At 62.4% G+C, this 22,011-nt stretch carries 18 protein-coding genes and 1 pseudogene; 12 read left to right on the top strand and 7 right to left on the bottom strand.

Annotated elements, in window-relative coordinates; genetic code table 11:
* Nucleotides 1-885: 885 nt before the first annotated feature.
* Nucleotides 886-1,599, top strand: a complete 714-nt coding sequence (locus CK486_RS18505; protein ID WP_371915502.1) for a methyl-accepting chemotaxis protein — start codon at nt 886-888, stop codon at nt 1,597-1,599.
* Between the two features lie 51 nt (nt 1,600-1,650).
* Here CK486_RS18505 and CK486_RS11385 read toward each other — a convergent pair.
* Both CK486_RS11385 and CK486_RS11390 read right to left on the bottom strand, forming a co-directional pair.
* Nucleotides 1,651-2,432, bottom strand: a pseudogene (locus CK486_RS11385) (TatD family hydrolase).
* A gap of 77 nt (nt 2,433-2,509) precedes the next feature.
* Nucleotides 2,510-4,093, bottom strand: coding sequence for a peptide chain release factor 3 (locus CK486_RS11390; protein ID WP_095940419.1), 1,584 nt, complete (start codon nt 4,091-4,093; stop codon nt 2,510-2,512).
* 426 nt (nt 4,094-4,519) lie between these two features.
* Between CK486_RS11390 and CK486_RS11395 the strand changes: the two genes are divergently transcribed.
* The 9 genes from CK486_RS11395 to CK486_RS11435 all read left to right on the top strand — a co-directional run bounded on the left by CK486_RS11395 (nt 4,520) and on the right by CK486_RS11435 (nt 16,242).
* Nucleotides 4,520-5,683, top strand: coding sequence for a type III PLP-dependent enzyme (locus CK486_RS11395; RefSeq protein ID WP_095940420.1), 1,164 nt, complete (start codon nt 4,520-4,522; stop codon nt 5,681-5,683).
* 255 nt (nt 5,684-5,938) lie between these two features.
* Nucleotides 5,939-8,224 (top strand): catecholate siderophore receptor Fiu, encoded by a 2,286-nt coding sequence (locus CK486_RS11400; RefSeq protein WP_095940421.1) that lies wholly within the window; start codon nt 5,939-5,941, stop codon nt 8,222-8,224.
* 70 nt (nt 8,225-8,294) lie between these two features.
* Nucleotides 8,295-8,972, top strand: coding sequence for a Fe2+-dependent dioxygenase (locus tag CK486_RS11405; protein ID WP_095940422.1), 678 nt, complete (start codon nt 8,295-8,297; stop codon nt 8,970-8,972).
* Nucleotides 8,973-8,974: 2 nt separating this feature from the next.
* Entirely contained in the window at nt 8,975-10,072 is a 1,098-nt protein-coding gene (locus tag CK486_RS11410; RefSeq protein ID WP_095940423.1) for an alpha-hydroxy acid oxidase, read from the top strand.
* Nucleotides 10,073-10,179: 107 nt separating this feature from the next.
* Nucleotides 10,180-12,564 (top strand): sulfite reductase flavoprotein subunit alpha, encoded by a 2,385-nt coding sequence (locus CK486_RS11415; RefSeq protein ID WP_095940652.1) that lies wholly within the window; start codon nt 10,180-10,182, stop codon nt 12,562-12,564.
* Between the two features lie 68 nt (nt 12,565-12,632).
* Nucleotides 12,633-13,394, top strand: coding sequence for a 5-oxoprolinase subunit PxpA (locus tag CK486_RS11420; protein ID WP_095940424.1), 762 nt, complete (start codon nt 12,633-12,635; stop codon nt 13,392-13,394).
* On the top strand, nt 13,391-14,068 hold the full coding sequence (pxpB, locus tag CK486_RS11425; protein ID WP_095940425.1) for a 5-oxoprolinase subunit PxpB: 678 nt from the start codon (nt 13,391-13,393) through the stop codon (nt 14,066-14,068). Before CK486_RS11420 ends, pxpB begins: the two co-directional genes overlap by 4 nt.
* Nucleotides 14,065-14,988, top strand: a complete 924-nt coding sequence (locus CK486_RS11430) for a biotin-dependent carboxyltransferase family protein (protein WP_095940426.1) — start codon at nt 14,065-14,067, stop codon at nt 14,986-14,988. Before pxpB ends, CK486_RS11430 begins: the two co-directional genes overlap by 4 nt.
* A 78-nt stretch (nt 14,989-15,066) precedes the next feature.
* Complete coding sequence (locus CK486_RS11435; RefSeq protein ID WP_095940427.1) at nt 15,067-16,242, top strand: ABC transporter substrate-binding protein; 1,176 nt, start codon at nt 15,067-15,069, stop codon at nt 16,240-16,242.
* Between the two features lie 21 nt (nt 16,243-16,263).
* Here CK486_RS11435 and CK486_RS11440 read toward each other — a convergent pair whose 3' ends face one another.
* Nucleotides 16,264-16,968 (bottom strand): SIMPL domain-containing protein, encoded by a 705-nt coding sequence (locus tag CK486_RS11440; protein ID WP_095940428.1) that lies wholly within the window; start codon nt 16,966-16,968, stop codon nt 16,264-16,266.
* 231 nt (nt 16,969-17,199) lie between these two features.
* Here CK486_RS11440 and CK486_RS11445 point away from each other — a divergent pair, with 231 nt between their 5' ends.
* Nucleotides 17,200-18,468 (top strand): ATP-binding protein, encoded by a 1,269-nt coding sequence (locus CK486_RS11445; RefSeq protein WP_095940429.1) that lies wholly within the window; start codon nt 17,200-17,202, stop codon nt 18,466-18,468.
* 23 nt (nt 18,469-18,491) lie between these two features.
* Nucleotides 18,492-19,052 (top strand): response regulator transcription factor, encoded by a 561-nt coding sequence (locus CK486_RS11450; protein WP_095940430.1) that lies wholly within the window; start codon nt 18,492-18,494, stop codon nt 19,050-19,052.
* 10 nt (nt 19,053-19,062) lie between these two features.
* Here CK486_RS11450 and CK486_RS11455 read toward each other — a convergent pair whose 3' ends face one another.
* From CK486_RS11455 to CK486_RS11470, 4 genes are all read right to left on the bottom strand, one after another.
* Entirely contained in the window at nt 19,063-19,917 is an 855-nt protein-coding gene (locus CK486_RS11455; RefSeq protein WP_176481698.1) for a TIGR02285 family protein, read from the bottom strand.
* An 86-nt stretch (nt 19,918-20,003) separates the two neighbouring features.
* Entirely contained in the window at nt 20,004-20,384 is a 381-nt protein-coding gene (locus CK486_RS11460; protein WP_095940432.1) for a carboxymuconolactone decarboxylase family protein, read from the bottom strand.
* A 15-nt stretch (nt 20,385-20,399) separates the two neighbouring features.
* Nucleotides 20,400-21,485: a calcium/sodium antiporter gene (locus tag CK486_RS11465; RefSeq protein WP_095940433.1), complete on the bottom strand. Its 1,086-nt coding sequence runs from the start codon at nt 21,483-21,485 to the stop codon at nt 20,400-20,402.
* A 77-nt stretch (nt 21,486-21,562) separates the two neighbouring features.
* Nucleotides 21,563-22,006, bottom strand: a complete 444-nt coding sequence (locus tag CK486_RS11470; RefSeq protein ID WP_095940434.1) for a septal ring lytic transglycosylase RlpA family protein — start codon at nt 22,004-22,006, stop codon at nt 21,563-21,565.
* Nucleotides 22,007-22,011: the final 5 nt, after the last annotated feature.

Below are 22,011 nucleotides of genomic sequence, written 5' to 3' on the forward strand. Positions count from 1 at the left end.
ACCGGTGCTGTGGAGAAACAGCTGGGCAGCTCCCAGGTTTTCCTCAAATACGTTGCTGCCCAAGCGGGGCTGAGCCAGGATGGCCTTGCCGAGGTGCGTCAACTGACTGAGCTCATTACCAGTTTTACCCCGCAGGTGACAGCCAATATCGCCGTGGGGCGTGCGGTGGGGTCTTACTCTCTGGCTCAGGGTTTTCTTAACTCGTCGTCCAGCACCAAGATGGACGATCTGTTGCTGCAGTTGGAAAAACTACAGGGCGAGTACTCGGTACGCTTGAAAGAGGCGCTGGCTGACGGTGAAGCCAAAACCACCTTGTCCTCCAAAGCCGAGGACAGCCTGAACAGTCTGAAGGAAGTTTCAACCCTTTTTGAAGACCAGATCATTGTTGCCGATAGCCTGGATCAACCATGGCAGGGCTATTTTGATCAAGTCACCGCCGTTTTGGCCAAGACCTATGCGCTTAACGACGCTTCCGTTGAACTGCTGCGCTCGGTGCTGGAGAAGCGACTGGCCCAGAAGCGCACCGACACTGTTCTGCTTGTGGTGGCGCTGGTGTTGGTGTTCCTGGTCATCGTTTACCTGTATGGCGGCTTCTATGTGTCCACTCGCAGCACTCTGAAGACCCTTGGCCAGGTAATGGACAAGGTTGCTGCCGGCGATATGACCGTTGGTTTCAAGGCGCAGAGTCAGGACGAGTTGGGCGAGCTGGGGCAGGTTTTCAACGATACCGTGGCGAAGATTCACGACCTGATAGACATCGTTGGCCAGACTGTTATTGAGGTAGAGCGTCAGGCGGATCGTGTTGAGCTGGTTTCCGGTGAGAGTAATCAGGCCGTGTTTGAACAGCGCGGCCAGATTGAACAGGTCGCAACCGCGATGAATCAGATGTCGGCCACGGCGCAGGAAGTGGCTCGCAGCGCGGCCGCCGCGGTGCAGAGTGCGCAGAGCGTCAATGACGAAACGGTCAGTGGTCGCAGTCTGGTAGAGAATCAGGTCGGCAGCATCCGTCGTCTGGCTGCCGAGATTGATCAGTCGGTGGCGGTCATCAATCAGCTGGCAGCCGATAGCGCTTCGATCAGCCGGGTGCTGGAAGTCATCAAGGGCATTGCCGAACAGACCAATCTGCTGGCTCTCAACGCCGCTATCGAGGCGGCGCGCGCCGGCGAGCAGGGGCGCGGCTTTGCCGTGGTGGCCGATGAGGTGCGCACCCTGGCCAAGCGCACCCAGCAGTCCACTGAGGAAATCGAGCAGATGATTGCCAAGTTGCAGGGCGGCGTGGGTGCGGCAGTGAAGGCTATGAGTGTCAGCCATCAGATGGCCGATGGCACGGTCAGCCAGTCGGGGCAGGTACAGCAGGCGCTGGAAAATATCCTCGGTGCGGTGGGTATGATCGTTGATCAGAACCAGCAGATTGCCGCGGCGGCCGAGGAGCAGACGGCTGTGGCGCACGATATCGACCAGAATATCGTGCAAATCAATCAGGCCGGTGAGCGTACTGCTGAAGGTTCCAGTCAGACCGAGCAGGCCAGCCGCGAGCTGTCGGCGCAGGTGGCTCAGCTCAAGCAGTTCATCGGCGCGTTCAAGGTGCGCCGGCACTGACCTGAGGTTGTGCTGAAAAAGCCCGCCGCTGTGCGGGCTTTTTCATGCCGGTCAGACCGGCCAGCGGAACAGTTCGCAGGCGTTGCGCGTGCTGGCCAGGGCCAGCTCGTCGGCAGGGACGCCACGCAGTTCGGCCAGAGCGGTGCAGAGCGCCGGCAGGTGTTCCGGGCTGTTGCGCTGGCCGGCATACATCACGGGCGCCATGTCCGGCGCATCGGTTTCCAGCACGATGGCATCCAGTGGCAGCTGCGCGATCACCTTGCGCAGGCGCAGCGCCTGCGGCCAGGTGGGCGCGCGCCCAGGCCGAGTTTAAAACCGAGCTTGAGGTATTCGCGGGCTTCTTCATGACTGCCGGCGAAGGCATGGACGATGCCGCCGCGCGCCGGCTTGAGGCGTTTCAGCGTGGCGATGGTGGGCGCATGGGCGCGGCGTACATGCAGCAGGGCGGGTAGTTCAAAATCAATGGCGAGTTTCAGCTGGGCCTCGAACAGCTGTTGTTGCCGTGTGCGGTCCAGCTCTTCGAGAAAGTAGTCCAAGCCAATCTCGCCCACTGCGCAGAGCTTGGGATGGCCCGACAGTCGCTGAAGCCAGTCCTGAAGTTCCTGCAGGTGGCCGGGCTGATGCTGGTCGAGGTACACAGGGTGCAGGCCGAATGCGGCGTACAGGCCATCCTCCTTCAGGGCCAGATCCCAAAGGCGTTCCCAGTTGTCCCGGTAAACCCCGAGCAGTACCAATCGCTCCACGCCCAGTGTGCGGCAGTGGGTCAGCACCTCGGCGCGGTCGCTATCGAAGTCGGGGAAGTCCAGGTGGGTGTGGGTATCGATCAGGCGCATAGGGCCAGTGTCGGTCTGACGCCGGGGTTCGGCAAGTGCCGATACAAAACGCCCCGGCTGGACCGGGGCGTAAGGCATCAGTGGTGTTCGCGAGTGGCGCGGAACTTCACTTCCGGCCAGCGCTCTTCCATCAGGCTCAGGTTGACGCGGGTCGGTGCCAGATAGGTGAGGTGACCACCGCCGTCCACTGCAAGGTTCTCAAAGGCCTTGTCCTTGAACTCCTTGAGCTTCTTCTCGTCGCTGCACTCGATCCAGCGCGCCGACCAGACGTTGATCGCCTCGTAGGCGCACTCGACCTTGTATTCCTCCTTGAGACGGCTGGCGACCACATCGAACTGCAGCACACCGACGGCGCCGAGGATGATGTCGTTGTTGCGCTCGGGGAAGAACACCTGGGTCGCACCTTCCTCGGCCAGCTCCTGCAGGCCCTGGCGCAGCTGCTTGGATTTCAGCGGGTCCTTCAGGCGCACGCGGCGGAACAGTTCCGGGGCGAAGTGAGGGATACCGGTAAAGCCCAGGCTTTCGCCCTCGGTGAAGGTGTCGCCGATCTGGATGGTGCCATGGTTGTGCAGGCCGATGATGTCGCCGGCAAAGGCCTCTTCCAGCTGCTCGCGCTCACTGGAGAAGAAGGTCAGCGCGTCGCCGACGCGCACGTCCTTGCCCAGACGAGCGTGGCGCATCTTCATGCCCTGGCTGTACTTGCCCGAGCAGATGCGCATGAAGGCGATGCGGTCGCGGTGTTTAGGGTCCATGTTCGCCTGGATCTTGAACACGAAGCCACTGAACTTCTCTTCTTCTGGCTCCACGCTGCGCTCGTTCGCCACTCGCGCCAGGGGCTTGGGTGCCCAGTCGACGACCGCGTCGAGTACGTGGTCGACGCCGAAGTTACCCAGCGCGGTGCCAAAGAACACCGGGGTCATCTCGCCTTTGAGGAAGGCATCCGGCTCGAATTCGTGGCAGGCGCCCTGCACCAGTTCCAGTTCCTCTACGAAGCGTTCGTACATGTCGCCCAGGTGGCTGCGCGCCTCGTCGGAATCCAGTTTCTGGATGATCTTGGCTTCGGTGCGCTCGTGGCCGTGCCCCGGGGTGTAGACAATGATGTAGTCGCCGGTCAGGTGGTAGACGCCCTTGAAGTCCTTGTAGCAGCCGATCGGCCAGGTGATCGGTGCAGCTTTAATTTTCAGGACTGCCTCGATCTCGTCGAGCAGTTCGATGGGGTCGCGGATATCGCGGTCGAGCTTGTTGATAAAGCTGACAATCGGCGTATCCCGCAAGCGGCACACGTCCATCAGGGCGATGGTGCGTGGCTCGACGCCCTTACCGCCGTCGAGCACCATCAGCGCCGAGTCGACTGCGGTCAGGGTGCGGTAGGTGTCTTCCGAGAAGTCCTCGTGGCCGGGGGTGTCGAGCAGGTTGATGATGTGCTCGCGGTAGGGGAACTGCATCACCGAGGTGGTGATGGAGATGCCGCGCTGCTTTTCCATTTCCATCCAGTCGGACGTGGCATGACGGTCGGATTTGCGCGACTTCACCGTACCGGCGACCTCGATGGCCTTGCCCATCAGCAGCAGCTTCTCGGTAATGGTGGTCTTACCGGCGTCGGGGTGGGAAATGATGGCGAAGGTACGGCGCTTCGCCACTTCGGCGGCCTGGATGCTCATGCTGGGAAACCTGTCGACTGCGTAGTCGGTTTGTCAAAAAAGGCGGCGATTATACCGGTAAAGCCGAGGCTCGCGGCGCCCGCTCGGAAAGTGGCTGAAAACCCCGATTTGTGCAGCATTCCGGACGTTTTGTTAAGTATCGAAAACAGGCAATCAAGCAGGCGACAACCGGGTGCAAAAAGGCGGCAATTTTTGATTGATCTCACCGGCTCATGGTCCTAAAGTTCGCGCCCGAACGCTCATGCTGGAAACGATCCATCCGGCTCAAGTACTGACGACGAGAGGCTTTCGTGTTGCGAAAGTCATCGGCGACATGCCTTGGGAAGTAGGCGAACCAAAGTGGGGAAACTGATCAGGCGTTCGCGGTTCTCATCGAGAGCCACTCCCTCTTTTCAATAACGTGTTTTGCCATTTGGAGTCCCGCGCATGTCGATCAAGGTCGAAGACTATTTCGCACCCGCCACCTTTGCCCGCATGAAGGCGTTTGCCGATCAGCACGAAACGCCGTTTGTGATGATCGACAAGCAGACCATCGCCGATTCCTATGATCAGCTGGTCAACTGCTTTCCGTTCGCCAAGGTCTATTACGCGGTGAAGGCCAACCCGGCCACCGAGATCACCGAGCTGCTGCGCGACAAGGGTTCCAACTTCGATATCGCCTCCATCTACGAGCTGGACAAGGTGATGAAGACCGGCGTCGGCCCGGAGCGCATCAGCTACGGCAACACCATCAAGAAAGCCCGAGACATTCGTTACTTCTATGAGAAGGGTGTGCGCCTGTTCGCCACCGACTCCGAGGCTGATCTGCGCAACATCGCCAAGGCTGCTCCGGGCGCCAAGGTCTATGTACGCATTCTCACGGATGGCTCCAGCTCGGCTGACTGGCCGCTGTCGCGCAAGTTCGGCTGCAACCCGGACATGGCTCTGGATCTGCTTATCCTCGCCAAGCAACTGGGTCTGGTGCCCTACGGCATCTCCTTCCACGTTGGCAGCCAGCAGCGCGACATCGATGTGTGGGACGCCGCCATCGCCAAGGTCAAGGTGATCTTCGAGCGTCTGAAGGATGAAGACGGCATCACCCTGCAGATGATCAACATGGGCGGCGGTTTTCCGGCCAACTACATTGCCCGCACCAACAGCCTGGAAACCTATGCCGAAGAGATCACCCGCTTCCTCAAGGAAGATTTCGGCGACGATCTGCCGGAGATCATCCTCGAGCCGGGCCGCTCGCTGATTGCCAATGCCGGCATTCTGGTTTCGGAAGTAGTGCTGGTTGCGCGCAAGTCGCGCACGGCTGTGGAGCGCTGGGTCTACACCGATGTGGGCAAGTTCAGCGGCCTGATCGAAACCATGGACGAGTCCATCAAGTTCCCCATCTGGACCGAGAAGAAAGGCGAGATGGAAGAAGTGGTGATCGCCGGGCCTACCTGCGACAGCGCCGACATCATGTACGAGAACTACAAGTACGGCCTGCCGCTGAACCTGGCTGCCGAGGATCGCCTGTACTGGCTGTCCACCGGCGCCTACACCACCAGCTACAGCGCCGTGGAGTTCAATGGCTTCCCGCCGCTGAAGTCCTACTACCTGTAAGTCTTTCAGCGCATCAAGAAAACCCCGGCTAGCCGGGGTTTTTGCATTTATGGCCCCGGCAATTCCCGCTTCCGCTATGCGAATCCATCCTAAATGATATTTTTTCTCGAAAACTCATGATCCTTTATTGCGATGGCAAATGATAATGATTAACATCCGCTCCGCTTCGAACTTACCGCCCGCGGTATGGCGCACTCATCACCAGAAGTGCAGGCGCCGCGCAGGGCATTTACCTGTTTCGAGTTGGGGAAGTCCATGTCCATTCGTAGTCGCAAACACCACAAAGCCACTCAACTGGCCGCGCTGATCGCCGCCACCTTTCCGGCACTGGCCGTTGCCGCTGAGCAGAAAGGTGAGCTGAGCTTGCCGGCCATCAGTGTCAGTGGTTCCAGTCAGGAGGCGCCGTACAAGGCAACTCGCAGTGCCAACGACAAGATGACCGAGGACCTGCTGGACACGCCCAAGACCGTTCAGGTGATCAAGAAGGAGATGCTTCAGGAGCAGGGCGCCAGCAACCTGATGGAGGCGCTGCGCAATACCCCCGGCATCACCATGCAGCTGGGCGAGAACGGCAACACCTCCGCCGGTGACACCTTCATGATGCGCGGCTTCTCGACCCAGACCTCGACCTTTGTCGACGGCATCCGTGATCTCGGTGCGGTCAGCCGCGATGTGTTCAACCTGGAGCAGGTGGAAGTGGTGAAGGGCGCCGCTGGCTCGGATATCGGTCGCGGCGCTTCGTCCGGCTACATCAATCTGGTGTCCAAGCTGCCGACCCTGGAAGACAGCATCAGTGGCACACTGGGCTATGGCACTGCCGACAAGGCCGCCATGACCGCCGACATCAACCAGACCATGAGCCAGGGTTCCGCCCTGCGCCTGAACCTGATGCGTCGCGACGGTGGCGTCGATGGCCGCGACTATGTGGAAAACAGCAGCTATGCCGTGGCGCCGGCCGTGGCCTTTGGTCTGGACGGCGATACCCGTCTGTATGTCTACAGCCAGCACGTGCGTCAGGAAAATGTGCCGGATGGCGGTATCCCGACCATCGGCATGGAGGGCTTCTACAACGCGGACGCCCGCCTGAATGCCGGCGGCAAGGTCGACGAGAACAACTTCTACGGCAGCACCGGTGACTATGAGGATGTCGATGCCGACATGCTCACCGTCAAGCTGGAGCACGATCTGAATGACGTGACCACCCTGCGCAACACCTCGCGCATCGGCAAGACCACCACCGACCGCATCCTCACCGGGGTCAACACCCTGTCGGCGAACAACTCCAGTGATCCGTCGAACTGGACCGTCACCCGCTCGCGCCAACTGACCGACCAGGAAAACGAGATCGCCGCCAACCAGACCAACCTGAGCACCGAGTTCTTCACCTTCGGCCTGCGCAACACCCTGGCCACCGGCGTCGAGTTCATGCGCGAGAGCCAGCGTACGGAGTCCGGTGCCACCGCTCTGCAGGTTATCGACGGTGTTACCTATGCGGCGGTAACGCTGCCGAATGCCAACCTGTATGACCCCAATGCCCATGATGTGATGGGCAAACCCTACAAGACCGGCGTGTACGCCGATGGCACCACCGATACCGCTGCGCTGTATGCCTTCGATACCCTGCACCTGAACGATCAGTGGTCGGTCAATGCAGGCGTACGCTTCGAGCATTACCGCACCGATACCAAGGGTGCTTCGCTGGTGTCGATTGCCTCGACTCCGGCCACCAACGACTACCTGCTGACGCCATATGATCTCGACAGCTCGGACGACCTCACCAGCTGGAACACCGGCATCGTCTACAAGCCGGCCGAGAACGGCAGCATCTACCTGTCCTATGCCAACTCGCTGACCCCGCCGGGCAGCTCGAACTTCGCTCTGTCTACCTCCGAGAGCAGCGACAGCCAGCCGAACCTGGACCCGCAGGAAACCGAGCACGTCGAGCTGGGCACCAAGTGGGATCTGCTGGATGAGCGCCTGAACCTGACCGCCGCCGTCTACCGTACCGAGAACACCAATCAGGTGTCCTACGACTCCCTGACCGGTGAATACCAGCAGGACGGCAAGATTCGCGTGACCGGCGTCGAGCTGGGCATGGTCGGGCAGATCACCAACTTCTGGCAGGTCAGCGCCGGTATCGCCAGCATGGATAGTGAACAATTGGATCAGTTCAGCCGTAACAGCAGCGGCGTGGTGACCGAGAACACCGGTGTGCGCTGGTCGCCGGACCTGACAGCGACCCTGTGGACGTCCTACACCCTCGGTGATCTGACCCTTGGTGGTGGTGCGCGTTATGTCTCGGATCAGGATCGTCTGATTGCCGAGGGCGCTGACAAGAACACCACCAACATGCCGGAAATCCCGTCGTACTGGGTGGCCGATGCCATGGCGGCCTATCGCCTGAACAAGAACGTCAACCTGCGTCTGAACGTCTACAACCTGTTCGATGAAGAGTACATCTCCACCCTCAACAACAGTGGTGCGCGGATGGTCCTGGGTACGCCGCGCTCGGCGATGATGACCACCGAGTTCAGCTTCTAAATCCACTGAAACCCGCCAAGAAGCCTGCGCCACTGCGCGGGCTTCTTGCGTTGGGTGAGGAACGTTTCCGATGTTGCTGCATATCCCGCAGGTGCTGAGTAAGGCCGAGGTTGCCGCGCTGCGCGCCGAACTGGCGGCTCATGACTGGGTCGATGGCGCGCGGACCTCTGGTGCCCAGGCCGCCCTGCTCAAGCACAATCTGCAGTTTCCGGCCGACTCGCCGGCCTTTGCCGGCCTGTCGCAGCGCGTCGCCGATGCCCTGGCGCGGCACCCGTTGTTCGTCTCGGCGGCCTTGCCCCGCCACATGCTGCCGCCGATGTTCAACTGCTACCGGGGCGGCGGGCAGTACGGCAACCATGTCGACAACGCCTTGCAGCGTGACCGTTTCAGCTGCGTGCAGGTGCGCACCGACGTGTCGACCACGGTGTTTCTCAGCGAGCCCGAGGAGTACGAGGGCGGCGAGCTGATCGTCGAGGACACCTACGGCGAACACGAGGTCAAACTGGCCGCCGGTGACGCCATCGTCTATCCATCCACCAGTCTGCACCGGGTCGAGCCTGTGACCGAAGGTGCGCGCATCGCCGCCTTTCTCTGGACCCAGAGCTGGGTGCGCGATGCCTGGCAGCGCAAGATGCTGTTCGACCTGGACATGACCATCCTCAAGCTGCGCGGCCAGCTGGGCGACAGCGAGGAAGTGCTCAGCCTGACCAGCACCTACCACAACCTGCTGCGCCAGTGGGGGGAGTGAGCATGTCGCGCTTGCCGCCCCTGAGCGGGATTCCTGCTGATCTGGTGTCGGCCGCCGACTACCAGCGTCATGCCCGGCAACGGCTGGACGAGAATGCCCTGGCCTATCTGGAGGGCGGCGCGGCCGATGAGCTGACCTGTCAGGCCAACCTGCAGGTCTGGCAGGAGTGGGCTCTGCTGCCACGGATGCTGCGTGATCTGCGCGGCGGGCATACCCGCTGCCGCCTGCTGGGGCAGGAGCTGCAGCACCCGATCCTGCTGGCGCCGGTGGCCTATCAGCAGTTGTTCCATGCCGAGGGCGAGCTGGCCACGGCCATGGCCGCCGGGGTGATGGGCGGCGCGGCGGTGCTCAGCTCATTTGCCTCGACCTCCCTGGAAGCGGTTGCCGAGGTGGCGCAGGGCCCGCTGTGGTTCCAGCTCTACTGGCAGGGCGATGGTGACCGCACGCTGGCGCTGGCCCGGCGAGCCGCAGCGGCTGGCTACCAGGCGCTGGTGCTGACCGTGGATGCGCCGGTCAGTGGTCTGCGTAATCGCGAGCAGCGAGCGGGTTTTCAGCTGCCCGACGGCATCCGTGCGGTGAATGTGGATGAGGCGTTGCGTCTGCCTGATCTGCAGCCGGGACAGAGCCCGGTGTTCGACGGTCTGCTGGCGCTGGCGCCGCGCTGGGAGGAGGTGGCCTGGTTGTGCCGGCACAGCCCTCTGCCGGTGTTGCTCAAGGGCATTCTGCACCCCGCCGATGCGCGGCAGGCCATGCAGGCCGGCGCCGCCGGCGTGATTGCCTCCAACCACGGCGGTCGCGTACTGGACAGTCAGTTGCCGGCCGTGAAGATGCTGCCGGCGATTCGCCAGGCCGTGGGGGACGGCGCTCTGCTGCTGGTAGACGGCGGTATTCGCCGCGGCACGGATGTGCTCAAGGCCATTGCTCTGGGCGCTGACGCGGTGCTGATCGGCCGGCCCTATGTGCATGCCCTGGCCACGGCCGGGGCGCTGGGCGTGGCGCACCTGCTCAAGCTCCTGCGTGAGGAGCTGGAAGTGAGCATGGCCCTGTGCGGTTGCCGCGAGTTGGCGGATATCAGGCCCGAGTTGCTGGTGCCGCTGTGAGCAGGGCTGCCCAAGGTAAAGGCTGGGTAAACCTTAAGCAGATGCAAATGCTTCCTATCTAGAATGTGCGCCGTTATGGGCGTGGCCTGTTGATCAAGGTGTTTGTCGTGTTCAAGAAGATCGTTTTCCAACTGCACTGGTTCTTTGGCATCAGCGCCGGCCTGGTGCTGGTGCTGATGGGTGTAACCGGTGCGCTGTACGCCTTCGAAGGCGAGATCATGGGCGCCCTCAATCCCGAGGTGCTCAAGGTTGAGGTGCGTGATTCGGGCATCCTGCCGCCGGCCGCACTGGTGGCGAAGATCGAGGCGGCCGAGGGCAAGACCGTCTCCGGCCTGTGGGTCGATCAGCGTGACGGGCAGGCATCGCGGGTGTTCTTCACTCCGCCACCGGGCGAGCGTCGCGGCCCTATGCGCTACTTCGATCCCTACACCGGAGAACTGCTCGCACAGCCGAGCGGGCAGGCGTTCTTCGGCCTGATGCTGAAGCTGCACCGTTTCCTCGCCATGGGCGATACCGGCAAGCAGATCACGGCGGCCAGCACCCTGGCGCTCGTGTTCTTCTGCCTGTCCGGGCTGTACCTGCGCTGGCCGCGCCAGGCGCTGAACTGGCGAGCCTGGCTGAGCCTGGACTGGGCGAAGAGGGGCCGAGCCTTCAACTGGGACCTGCATGCGGTCTTCGGCACCTGGGCGCTGTTGTTCTACCTGTGCGCCAGCCTGACCGGCCTCTATTGGTCCTATGACTGGTACCGCGACGGTATGACCCGCCTGCTCAGTGATGCGCCGGCCGGCGAGCATCGCAAGCCCGGCGAAGGCCGCCGTGAAGGCGGCCGCCCGGGGCAGCAGGGCGTCCCCAGCGGACAGCCGCCAGTGGTGGATTACCCGGCGCTGTGGCACAGCCTGCAGCAGGCGGCCGGTCCGCAACTTGCGGCCTGGAACCTGCGCCTGCCACCGGTGGCCGGGCAGCCGGCGACGCTGTTCTACCTACTGGAGGATGCCGGACATTCGCGGGCCTTCAATCAGCTGACCCTGGAAACGGACAGGGGTCGTGTGCTCAAGCATGAGCGTTATGCCGACAAAACCTTCGGTGCGCAGCTGCTGGGCAGCGTCTATGCGCTGCACACCGGTGAATACTTCGGTCTGCTCGGGCGCATCCTGATGGCGCTGGCCAGTCTGGCCATGCCGCTGTTCGCTATCACCGGCTGGCTGCTCTACCTGGACCGCCGGCGCAAGAAAAAGGCTGTGCAGGCCGCGCGTGTCGCCACCGGCGAGGGCGGTGCTGGCGAACCCTGGCTGATCGGTTTCGCCAGCCAGAGCGGCATGGCTGAACAGCTCGCCTGGCGCAGTGCCGGCCAGTTGCAGGCGGCCGGTCATACCGTTCAGGTGCAGCCTCTGGCCCGCCTGGATGCGCAAAAGCTGCAGCAGGCCCGTCGCGCCCTGTTCGTGGTCAGCACCTTTGGTGATGGCGAGGCACCGGACAATGCCCGTGGTTTTGAACGCAAGCTGCTGACCGGCGAGCTGGCGCTGGGCGAGCTGAGCTATGCCGTGTTGGCTCTTGGGGATCGCCAGTATCAGCAGTTCTGCGGCTTTGCTCGGCGCCTGCATGACTGGCTGGGGCGGCAGGGCGCACGCAGTCTGTTCAGCCCGGTCGAGGTGGACAACGGCGACAGCGCGTCGCTCAACCGCTGGCAGCAGCAACTCGTTGAGCTGGGCGCGGCGGAGGCAACGGCCGAGGTAGCGCCTGACCTACAGAACTGGACTCTGCTGGAACGGCGCTGCCTCAACCCCGGTAGCAGCGGCTCGCCCCTGTTCCTCCTGCGCCTGCAGGGACCGCAGGATGCCCAGTGGAAGGCCGGTGATCTGCTGCAGGTACAGCCGGGCAATGAGACCGCTGCCGCGTTGCGTGACTACTCGATTGCCACGCTGCCTGCCGCCGGTGTACTGGAATTGCTGGTGCGTCAGGAGCGTCTGAGCGATGGCCGTCTGGGCCTGTGCTCCGGCTGGCTGACGACCGATCTGGCGCTGGGCGGGAGCCTGCGCGCCAGTCTGCGCAGCAATCCGGCGTTCCGCGTGCCGGAGGCGGATGTGCCGCTGATCCTGATCGGCAATGGCAGCGGTCTGGCCGGTCTGCGCAGTCTGCTGCAGGCGCGAGTTGCTCTGGGTCGCCAGCGCAACTGGCTGCTGTTTGGCGAGCGCAACCGGGAGCATGACTTCTTCCTGCGCGAAGAACTGGAGGGCTATCTCGCCGATGGTCATCTGCAGCGACTGGACCTGGCGTTCTCCCGCGACCAGGCGGAGAAAGTCTATGTGCAGGACCGTCTGCGCGAGGCGCGCGTCGAGCTGCTGCGCTGGCTGGAGCAGGGCGCGGTGCTGGCGGTGTGCGGCAGCCTGAAAGGCATGGCCGCGGGCGTCGACGAGGTTCTGTTGGAGCTGCTCGGTCGCGAGGCTTTCGAGCAGTTGCAGGACAGTGGCCGTTATCGTCGCGACGTGTATTGAAGTTCGGGCGGGAGCGACCAAGGCCGCTCCCGCTGGCCGCGAGCCGTTTAGCGGCTTAAGCTTCGCGGATGAACAGAATCCTCCTCAATTGCGACATGGGTGAAAGCTTCGGTGCCTGGCAGATGGGCGATGACGCTCTGGCCATGCCGCTGATCGATCAGGCCAACCTGGCCTGCGGCTTTCATGCCGGTGATCCGCTGATCATCCAGCAGAGTGTTCTGCTGGCCCGCGAGCATGGCGTCAGCATCGGTGCTCATCCTTCCTATCCCGACCTGCAGGGTTTTGGCCGGCGCCATCTGGCCTGTTCGGCCGAGGAGGTCGAGGCGCTGGTGCTCTATCAGTTGGGCGCGCTGGATGCCTTCTGCCGGGCGGCGGGCACACAGATCGATTACGTCAAACCCCATGGTGCTCTGTACAACGATCTGCTGCAGCGTGATGACCTGTTGCAGGCGGTGTTGCGCGCCTGTTCCCGCTACCGTGCCGGGCTGCCGCTGATGCTGCTGGCCCGTGGTAGCCAGCATGCTGGCGAGGACAATGTCCGTGAGCGGCAGCTGGCCGAGGCGGCAGGGGTGCCGCTGCTGCGCGAGGCCTTTGCCGACCGCGCCTACCTGGCCGATGGCAGCCTGGCACCGCGCCGCCTGCCCGGTGCGGTGCACCAGCAGGCCGAGCGCATTCTTGAACAGGCGCTGGCCATCGCCCGTGGCGAACCCTTTGCTGCGCTCGATGGCAGTCCGCTGCGCCTTGAGGCCGACAGCCTCTGCGTGCATGGCGACAACGCCGAATCCCTGGCGGTGCTGCGCCGGCTGCGGGCGCAACTGGACAGCTTGTGATCCGCCTCGAACCGGCCGGTGCCGAAGCGCTCTTGCTGGTGCTGGCCGAAGCGCCGGATGACGACCTGCCGCTGCGTCTGGCGGTGTTGGCGCAGCGTATCCGAGCCGAGCTGGGGCCTCTGCTGATTGATCTGGTGCCGGGCTGGACCACCCTGCTGCTGCATTACGACCTGCTGCAGACCGATCACCTTGCATTGTCGGCACGGCTGACGCCGTTGCTGGACGTCTGGCTGGCCGAACCGCCGCCAGCGCAGGCCGGGCGCCTGCATGAGTGGCCGGTGTGGTACGCGGGGGAGGACCTCGCTGAAGTAGCGCAAGCCTGCGGTCTCGGTGTTGCCGAAGTGATCGCCCTGCACAGCGCGGTGGAGTACCGCGTCGGTGCCATCGGTTTTGCACCGGGCTTTGCCTATCTGGGGGAACTGGATTCGCGTCTGCAGCTGCCGCGCCGGGCCACGCCGCGCACGCGGGTGCCGGCTGGCAGTCTGGCGATTGCCGAGCGGCAGACGGCGGTCTATCCGCAGGCTTCTCCCGGAGGCTGGCATTTGCTGGGACGTTGTCCGCTATCTCTCTTCAATCCCCGGCAAACGCCGCCCAGCCCGCTGGCCATCGGTGACCGGGTGCGTTTTCACAGCATTGATGAGGCCGCTTACCGTGCCCTGGGTGGGGCGTTGTGACTGGCCTGCGCGTACTGCGGGCAGGGCCGCAGACATTGCTGCAGGATGGCGGCCGTCAGGGCTGGCTGCATCTGGGCGTCTCGCCGGCCGGGCCGCTGGACCTTAAGGCGGCCGCCTGGGCCAATCGCCTGTTGCACAATCCCTGGGGCACGCCGCTGTTGGAAATCGCCCTCGGTGACGTCGAGCTGGAAAGCGAGGTCGATACCTGGCTGGCGGTGACCGGTGCCGAGCTACCGATGCGGCGCGATGACCAGTCGCTGCCGCTGTGGACGCGCTTTGCGCTGCGGGCCGGCCAGCGGCTGAAACTGGGTTTTGCCCAGCGTGGCCAGCGGGCATATCTGGCGGTGGCCGGTGGCTTTCGTGGCGAGGCGGTGCTGGGCAGCGTCAGTTGCCAGCCGCGTGAAGGGCTGGGTGGCCATGCCGGTGGCGGGAGGCTGCTGCAGGTGGGGGATCGCTTGCTCTGCTCGCCTGCGCAGTTTTGTCAGGCGGCCAGCATGCCCTGGCCCTACCGGCCGGATTACAGCTGCTCGCCGGTACTGCGGGTGATGACCGGTGGTGATGCGGCGGAATTTGCCGAGGATGAATTGCAGGCGTTCTTTGAGCAGACCTGGCAGCTAAGCCCGCACTCTGACCGCATGGGTGCGCGCCTGCGTGGTCAGGCCATCGTGCCACCACGGCGACAGTGGTCGCTGGGTGTGACGCGCGGCGCCATTCAGGTACCGCCCGACGGTCAGCCGATCATCCTGCAGGCCGATCACCAGAGCATGGGCGGGTATCCGATTCTGGGCTGGCTGCATCCGCTGGATCTCAGTCGCCTGGCGCAATGCGCTGCGCAGCAGCCTCTGCGTTTCACTCCGGTCAGCGTGGGCGATGCCCAGGCTCAGTTGCGCCAGTTCTACCGTTTTTTCCAAACGGCCTGAATAGGGCGATTCGTGCACAAACACGAGGTTTCAGCCAGACTGCAATGGCGGTCGCCATCCATCACCAGTGAGAGCTGCATGTCGTCAGTGTTGCGCCACCTTCCTTCGTTTTGTCGCCTGGGCCGTGCTGCTGGTCTCTGGGTAGTTTCTGCGCTGTTGAGCATGCTGCTCGCCAGCGGGCTCAAGGCAGAGGATGGCGTGAGTGATGACGAGATTCGGCTGGGGATGGTCAATGCCCAGAGTGGCCCAGCTGCTGGACTCGGACAGGGTATGCATGCCGGGGCTCAGGCATATTTTGCCCGGGTCAATGCGGCTGGCGGCGTTCATGGGCGAAAGATCAGTCTGCTGCTACGGGATGACAGTTATGAGCCCGTTCAAACGGCCGAACACACTCGCCAACTGATTGCGTCCGGTTCGGTATTTGCCCTGTTCGGCTATGTCGGTACGCCAACGTCTCGCGCGGCCATGCCGATTGCTCTTCAGGCCGAGGTTCCCTATTTGTTTCCTTTTACGGGAGCCGAAGTGCTGCGCCGGCCGGTGCATGAGTGGGTATTCAATGTGCGCGCTTCCTACTTCGATGAAGCCGAGGTCATGGTTGAGCGGATGACTGGCAACCTCGGTCTGCGCAAGGTCGCCCTGTTGATGCAGGATGATTCCTTTGGCGAGACGGTGAAGAGCGGGCTAGTCGGGGCGCTGCAGCGCCGCGAACTTACGATTCATAGCGAAGCACGTGTGCAGCGCAACTCTTTGGATGTGGCAAAGGCTGTGGCTGAGCTCAAGCGCAGTCAGCCGGAGGCGATCTTTTTTGTCGGCACCTATAAGCAGTTGGCTGCTGCTATTCGCCAGGCACGAGTCAGTGGTTTGAAGGCTCGCTTTTTTACGGTTTCCTTTGTGGGTACTGATCATCTCATTCGTGAGGCAGGGTTGGCAGGCGACGGGGTTTATATCAGCCAAGTAGTACCCTCACCCTACGACCGCCACTTGGCACTGATCCGGCAGTATCAGACCGATGTGCCGGCAGCTGATATCGGTTACGCCTCGCTGGAGGGCTACATTGATGCGGCGGTTTTCGTAGCGGCTCTTCGCGAAGCGGGGCCTCAGCCGACCCGTAAAGCGCTGATCCAGGCATTGTCGTTTCTACGGGTCGACTTGGGCGGTTTCTCGGTGGCCTTCTCGCCGAATGACCATCAGGGCTCAGATGCTGTTTTCATCACGCGTGTCGAGGCAGGGAGGCCTTTGCCGGTCGATCGCTAGAATTCCCGGCTTGCTCACCGTTCAGGGCATTTGTACCTCGATGACACCATCGACGCTGAGCGTAACTTTGCTGCTGCCTGCCTCGATTTCAGGCGCCGGAGCCGCCTCGTTCATGGCCATCCCTTTCATGGCTGCCATACGCACTGGCATTGGTGGCTGGAATCCACTGTTGAAACTGAGGTTGACGATTTTGTAGGCATTACCGCCCAGCGTTTCGCTGGTCAGTTGAGCGCGGGCCTTGAAGCTCTCCACTGCGGTTTTGATCAGCGCATCTTCGCTGGCCTGGCGTGTGCTGTCGGCAATGCTGAAGGTCATACCGCCCATTTTCAGTTGCTGCAGCAGTTCACCGGTGAGCTTGGACAGTTGAGAGAACTGGGCGCTTTCCAATCGCAGCTCAGCCCGCTCGCGCCAGGCACTGATGTGTTCACCGTTATCACTGTATACCGGGTAGCTATGGCGGCTCCCCAGGCTCACTTGAACCCCCTTGCTCTGCCGGGCTTGGGCGATGGCCTTGTTCAGATTCTCGGTGATGCTCGCTGCCAGTTTGGCTGGATCATTGTCCTGCGCTTCGCTGTACAGGATGACCTGCATGAGGTCATGGGGCACTTCCTGGCTGACCTCGGTGCGCAGGCTGACTTGGTTGTAGTGCAGGTTATCGGCCTGTGCCGTACTGACGAGCAGGGCAGCAGGGAACAGCAGGACATAAAGACGGGTAGACGGAATCATGCCAGCTCCTTTGGAGGCGTGCCGCAAGCGGCGGTCATATGAGTAGACGCTGTTTTGAAGGCAGACGGGTTAACCGAACCTAGAAAAAATACGTTTCGGCCATCAGCTTGTTCAACGGCTGGTTAGCAGACACAGGAAAATGCTTGTGGTTCAGCCTGCGGTTTGTTGCCGCAGGGCAACGGATGCATTCCGGTGCCTTGGTTATACTCGCGGCCACTTACCGGAGACGCCATGTACACACCCGTTCAGTTGCTATCTGCCAGCCGCCAGAATCTCTGGCGCCTGACTCTGATCCGCATCCTGGTGCTGGCTGCCCAGGCCGGCTCGGTCGGCTTTGCCTGGCTTTCCGATCTTTTGCCGCTGCCCTGGTTGCCGATCGGCATTACCCTCGGCCTTTCGGCGAGTCTGTGCTTGCTTACGGTTCTGCGCTTGCGCGGGCCGTGGCCGGTGACCGAACAGGAATATGCCGTGCAACTGGCCGGCGACCTGATCATTCACAGCGTGCTGCTGTATTTCTGCGGCGGCTCGACCAATCCCTTCGTGTCCTATTACCTGGTGCCGCTGACCATTGCTGCCGCGACCCTGCCGTGGATTTACTCCATGGTGCTCAGCGGCTTGGCTCTGTCGGGCTATACCGCACTGCTGATCTGGTATCACCCGCTGCACCTGCAAGGTGTCGAGCATGAGGCGCTGATGATCAGTCTGCACCTGTTCGGCATGTGGCTGAACTTTGCGCTATCCGCGGCCTTCATCACCTTCTTCGTGGTCAAGATGGCCGGTGCTCTGCGACGACAGGACCAGTTGCAGGCCGAACGGCGCGAGGAGCACATGCGTGACCAGCAATTGCTGGCCGTTGCTACTCAGGCGGCTGGTGCTGCTCATGAACTGGGTACGCCGTTGGCGACCATGAGCGTGCTGCTCAAGGAGTTGCGCCAGGAACATCGCCACGAGCCGGCCTTGCAGGATGATCTGGCGCTGCTGCAAGAGCAGGTCAAGCTGTGCAAGGACACCCTGCAGCAACTGGTGCGCGCCGCTGAGGCCGACCGCCGGCAGGCGGTAGTCGAGCAGACTGCTGTGCAGTGGCTGGAGTCGACTCTTAATCGCTGGCACCTGATGCGCCCGGAGGCGACCTACCGCTACCAGTGTCTTGGTGTGGGGGCTGCACCGCGCTTGATGCCACCGGCCGACCTGACCCAGGCACTGCTCAATCTGCTCAACAACGCCGCCGATGCCTGCCCGGACAAACTCGATATCCAGCTCAACTGGGATCATCAGTGGGTTGTGCTGGGTATCCGTGACCAGGGAGCCGGTGTGCCGCTGGCCATTGCCGAACAACTGGGGCGCCCGTTTTTCACTACCAAGGGCAAGGGCTTCGGTCTCGGCCTGTTTCTCAGTCAGGCCAGCGTGACGCGTGCCGGCGGAACAGTGAAACTGTACAACCATGAAGAGGGTGGCACCCTCACAGAATTGAAGTTGCCGCGTTCGTTCGGGCTATCCTGACGGATGCACAGAGAGGAATCAGCATGAGCGAAGAGCATCTGCTCGAAGGTGAAGAACAACCCCATCTGCTGCTGGTAGATGATGATCCGACCTTCACCCGGGTCATGGCGCGGGCCATGGACCGGCGTGGCCTGCGTGTGAGTGTGGCCAACTCGGCTGAGGAGGGTTTGGTTATTGCCAAGGCCGATCTGCCGGATTACGCCGTGCTGGATCTGAAAATGGAGGGTGATTCTGGTCTGGTGCTGCTGCCCAAACTGCTGGAGCTGGATGCCGAGATGCGGGTGGTGATCCTGACCGGGTATTCGAGCATTGCTACCGCGGTAGAGGCGATTAAACGTGGGGCCTGCAACTATCTGTGCAAGCCTGCCGATGCTGATGACGTGCTGACTGCGCTGCTCTCCGAGCATGCCGATCTGGAAAGCCTGGTGCCGGAAAACCCCATGTCGGTGGACCGCTTGCAGTGGGAGCACATCCAGCGTGTGCTCGCTGAGCATGACGGAAACATCTCCGCCACGGCTCGCGCTCTGGGCATGCACCGACGCACCTTGCAGCGCAAGCTACAGAAGCGCCCGGTACGGCGCTGAGGACGCCGAATTACTCTCGCGGTAGTTCTTCGAGCATGCGGTGGTAGGGTTCGATCAGATATTCGGGCAGCCAGCGCTCGTAGCTGTTTCTCAGTAGCTCTTGATGGTGGTTGCTCTTCAGCGCTTCACTCAGGTCGGTAAAGGCCCGGTCGGTTTGTGGGCTGCGTGTGCAGCTCAGGCGCCCTGGGAGCAGGCGGTCGTTGCCTTCGATCAGATAGAACTGCAGGTCCTGATGGCGAGAGGAGAAGTACACCAGTTCGCCGGGATAGCTGAAGGTGTAATCGATCCGCTGGTAGTCGAGCATGCTGAACAGGCCGCTGGTGGATTCGCTTTGGTATATCTGTGAAATAGGCGCTGCCTGCGAATGGTTGGCGCGTTTCAGCAGGTTATCGATCAGGCTGCCGTAGCTGCGCTGGTTGGCAATGCCGGGTCGTAAGTTCGGGTCCTGCAGCAGGCGCCCCAGTTGGATTTTTCCATCGGCATTGAGGTACTTGGTAAAGGCTTCGCGTTGCGCGCGCCGCGTGACCAAGCCGAGCGGGAAGACGTAGCCATAGGGTTTGCTGAAGCGCAGATAGGTTTCTCGCTCTGGCGTCTGGAACGCTGCAAGCAGGCAGTACGGACCGCCCTTTTCGGCCATGTGCATGGCTCGCTGCCAGGGTACGACTTGCTCGCCAAACTGGTGCTGGGGCAGTCTGCCGGCGAGGTAAGTCGCCAACACATTGATATAGCCTTGATTAGCATGGGGGCCCTGGCTCATGGCCATGGGTGGGAACTCAGAGTTCAGCCAGATAATGTTGTCTGCTCGTGCTATGCCCCCACCCAGGCCGGCATGCAGGGCAATCAATAGAGCGATCAGGTGTTTCATGCGCACATTCTTCTGGCTTGGACGGTGTGCGTCTGGCATCAGCCTCGCTTTATCACAGTCTAGAGAGCATCGGTGCTCGGGTAGGCTCAATTACTTTTCTGGTGCTCGTCGATGACTTCCTGAGCTGCGCGGAACGCATCGATGGCGGCGGGGACGCCGGCATACACCGCGCAGTGCAGCAGCGCTTCGCGGATTTCTTCCACCGTACAGCCATTGTTCAGTGCGCCGCGTACGTGGCCCTTGAGCTCCTGCGGGCACTTCAGCGCGGTCAGCGCAGCCAGAGTAATCAGGCTGCGGGTCTTGCGCTCCAGCACACCGCGAGTCCAGACGCCACCCCAGGCATGCTCGTTGACGAAGTCCTGCAGTGGCTGGGTGAAGTCGGTGGCATTGTTGAGGGCGCGGTCGACGAACGCATCGCCCATTACCTCGCGGCGTACCTGTTCGCCGTGTTTGCGGTTGTCACTCATCGTGCTACTCCAGATTCAGCGCTGGCGATGCCAGGCGCGGGCACCGATCACCGCCAGGGTGATGGCGGTCAGCGGCAGGACGAAGGTCTGCATGGCTTGCTGGAAGGCATCGAGCCAGGGCGCGCCGCTGCTGTTGAATACAAGGTAGGTGGTGTAGAGCGCGTAGTAGGCGACGAACAGGACGCCTTCCCAGCGGTTGATCGAGTAGCCGTTGAAGAAGATCGGCAGGCAGGCGATGGCCACCGCAATCATCACCGGGAAGTCGAAGGCCAGGGCATTGGCTGCTACCGGGATGGCGGCGGGCGACACCAGCGATGCCAGGCCCAGTACGCAGAGCAGGTTGAAAATGTTGCTGCCGACGATATTGCCCACGGCGATGTCGCGCTCGCCTTTGATGGCGGCCATCACCGAGGTGGCCAGCTCCGGCAGCGAGGTGCCGACGGCCACCACGGTCAGGCCGATTACCAGTTCCGACATGCCCAGGGCGCGGGCCAGCTGCACGGCGCCTTCGACCAGGAAGTTAGCGCCGCCCACCAGCAGGGCCAGGCCGGCGATCACCAGTGCTGCGTTGATGGCCCAGGCATAGGGTTTTGGCGTTTCGTGCAGGCCGTACTCATCCTCGAACTCGTCACCGGCCGCGGCCTGTTTCTCGCGACGGCTGATGATGATCAAAAACGCGGTGTAGGCCAGGATGCCGGCGAACAGCACGGCGCCATCGAGGCGGCTGAGGCTGCCATCCCAGGCCAGGGCATAGGTGATCAGGCTGGCGCCGATCATGATCGGCACATCCAGACGAATCAGCTGGCGTGAAACCAGCAATGGAGCAATCAGCGCCGTCAGGCCGAGGATAAACAGCACGTTGGCGATGTTGCTGCCGACCACGTTGCCGATGGCCAGGTCGCCCTTTCCATCCAGGGCAGCCTGCACGCTGACTGCGGTTTCCGGGGCGCTGGTGCCGAAGGCGACAACGGTCAGGCCGATGATCAGGGGAGGGATGCCGAACTGTGCGGCCAGCTTGGCGGCCCCGCGGACCAGTACTTCAGCACCGGCCACCAGCAGCGCCAGGCCGGCGATCAGATAGACGAATGTCATCAAGGTCATGTGTAAGTCCTCACGGGTAGCCGGCCAGAGTACTCAACAACCTTTGCTGTTGCTGTCTGGCACTGTTGCTGACTGCTTCAGTCGCCCAGTTGTTCCAGTTTGACCTGCGCGGTACCGCTGCGCAGCATGCCCAGTTGCTCGGCTGCCTGACGTGATACGTCGATGATGCGCCCGCCGCCGTGCGGGCCACGATCGTTGATGCGGACGATCACCGACTGCTGATTGGCCAGGTTCGTCACCCGTACCAGGCTGCCGAACGGCAGTTCGCGGTGGGCCCCGGTCAGATCGGCGTTGTCCAGTCGCTCGCCACTGGCAGTCCGCCGGCCGTTCAGGCGGGCGGCATAGTAGGAGGCCTTGCCCTGGCCGATCAGTTGGTAGCGGGGCTGGGGCCGGACCGGCGGCGCCGCCTGTGCAACCGGCTTGGGTGTCACAACCGGAGTGGTGACGGGCTCTACCGGAAGCTGTCGGGCGCAACCGGCGAGCAGGCTGAACAGTAGCAGGGCAGCGAGGGGCTTGTGCATGGCGG

Source organism: Pseudomonas sp. HAR-UPW-AIA-41, assembly GCF_002304225.1.
In the GTDB taxonomy this organism is placed as follows: domain Bacteria; phylum Pseudomonadota; class Gammaproteobacteria; order Pseudomonadales; family Pseudomonadaceae; genus Aquipseudomonas.

Bases quoted from the DNA above. Each gene is read 5' to 3' on its own strand.
- CK486_RS11405 (WP_095940422.1), top strand. From the start codon at position 8,295: ATGTTGCTGCATATCCCGCAGGTGCTGAGTAAGGCCGAGGTTGCCGCG.
- CK486_RS11440 (WP_095940428.1), bottom strand. From the start codon at position 16,968: ATGATTCCGTCTACCCGTCTTTATGTCCTGCTGTTCCCTGCTGCCCTG.
- CK486_RS11400 (WP_095940421.1), top strand. From the start codon at position 5,939: ATGTCCATTCGTAGTCGCAAACACCACAAAGCCACTCAACTGGCCGCG.
- CK486_RS11460 (WP_095940432.1), bottom strand. From the start codon at position 20,384: ATGAGTGACAACCGCAAACACGGCGAACAGGTACGCCGCGAGGTAATG.
- CK486_RS11435 (WP_095940427.1), top strand. From the start codon at position 15,067: ATGTCGTCAGTGTTGCGCCACCTTCCTTCGTTTTGTCGCCTGGGCCGT.
- CK486_RS11470 (WP_095940434.1), bottom strand. From the start codon at position 22,006: ATGCACAAGCCCCTCGCTGCCCTGCTACTGTTCAGCCTGCTCGCCGGT.
- CK486_RS11455 (WP_176481698.1), bottom strand. From the start codon at position 19,917: ATGAAACACCTGATCGCTCTATTGATTGCCCTGCATGCCGGCCTGGGT.
- CK486_RS11390 (WP_095940419.1), bottom strand. From the start codon at position 4,093: ATGAGCATCCAGGCCGCCGAAGTGGCGAAGCGCCGTACCTTCGCCATC.
- CK486_RS11465 (WP_095940433.1), bottom strand. From the start codon at position 21,485: ATGACCTTGATGACATTCGTCTATCTGATCGCCGGCCTGGCGCTGCTG.
- CK486_RS11395 (WP_095940420.1), top strand. From the start codon at position 4,520: ATGTCGATCAAGGTCGAAGACTATTTCGCACCCGCCACCTTTGCCCGC.
- CK486_RS11410 (WP_095940423.1), top strand. From the start codon at position 8,975: ATGTCGCGCTTGCCGCCCCTGAGCGGGATTCCTGCTGATCTGGTGTCG.
- CK486_RS11450 (WP_095940430.1), top strand. From the start codon at position 18,492: ATGAGCGAAGAGCATCTGCTCGAAGGTGAAGAACAACCCCATCTGCTG.
- CK486_RS11420 (WP_095940424.1), top strand. From the start codon at position 12,633: ATGAACAGAATCCTCCTCAATTGCGACATGGGTGAAAGCTTCGGTGCC.
- CK486_RS18505 (WP_371915502.1), top strand. From the start codon at position 886: ATGTCGGCCACGGCGCAGGAAGTGGCTCGCAGCGCGGCCGCCGCGGTG.
- CK486_RS11445 (WP_095940429.1), top strand. From the start codon at position 17,200: ATGTACACACCCGTTCAGTTGCTATCTGCCAGCCGCCAGAATCTCTGG.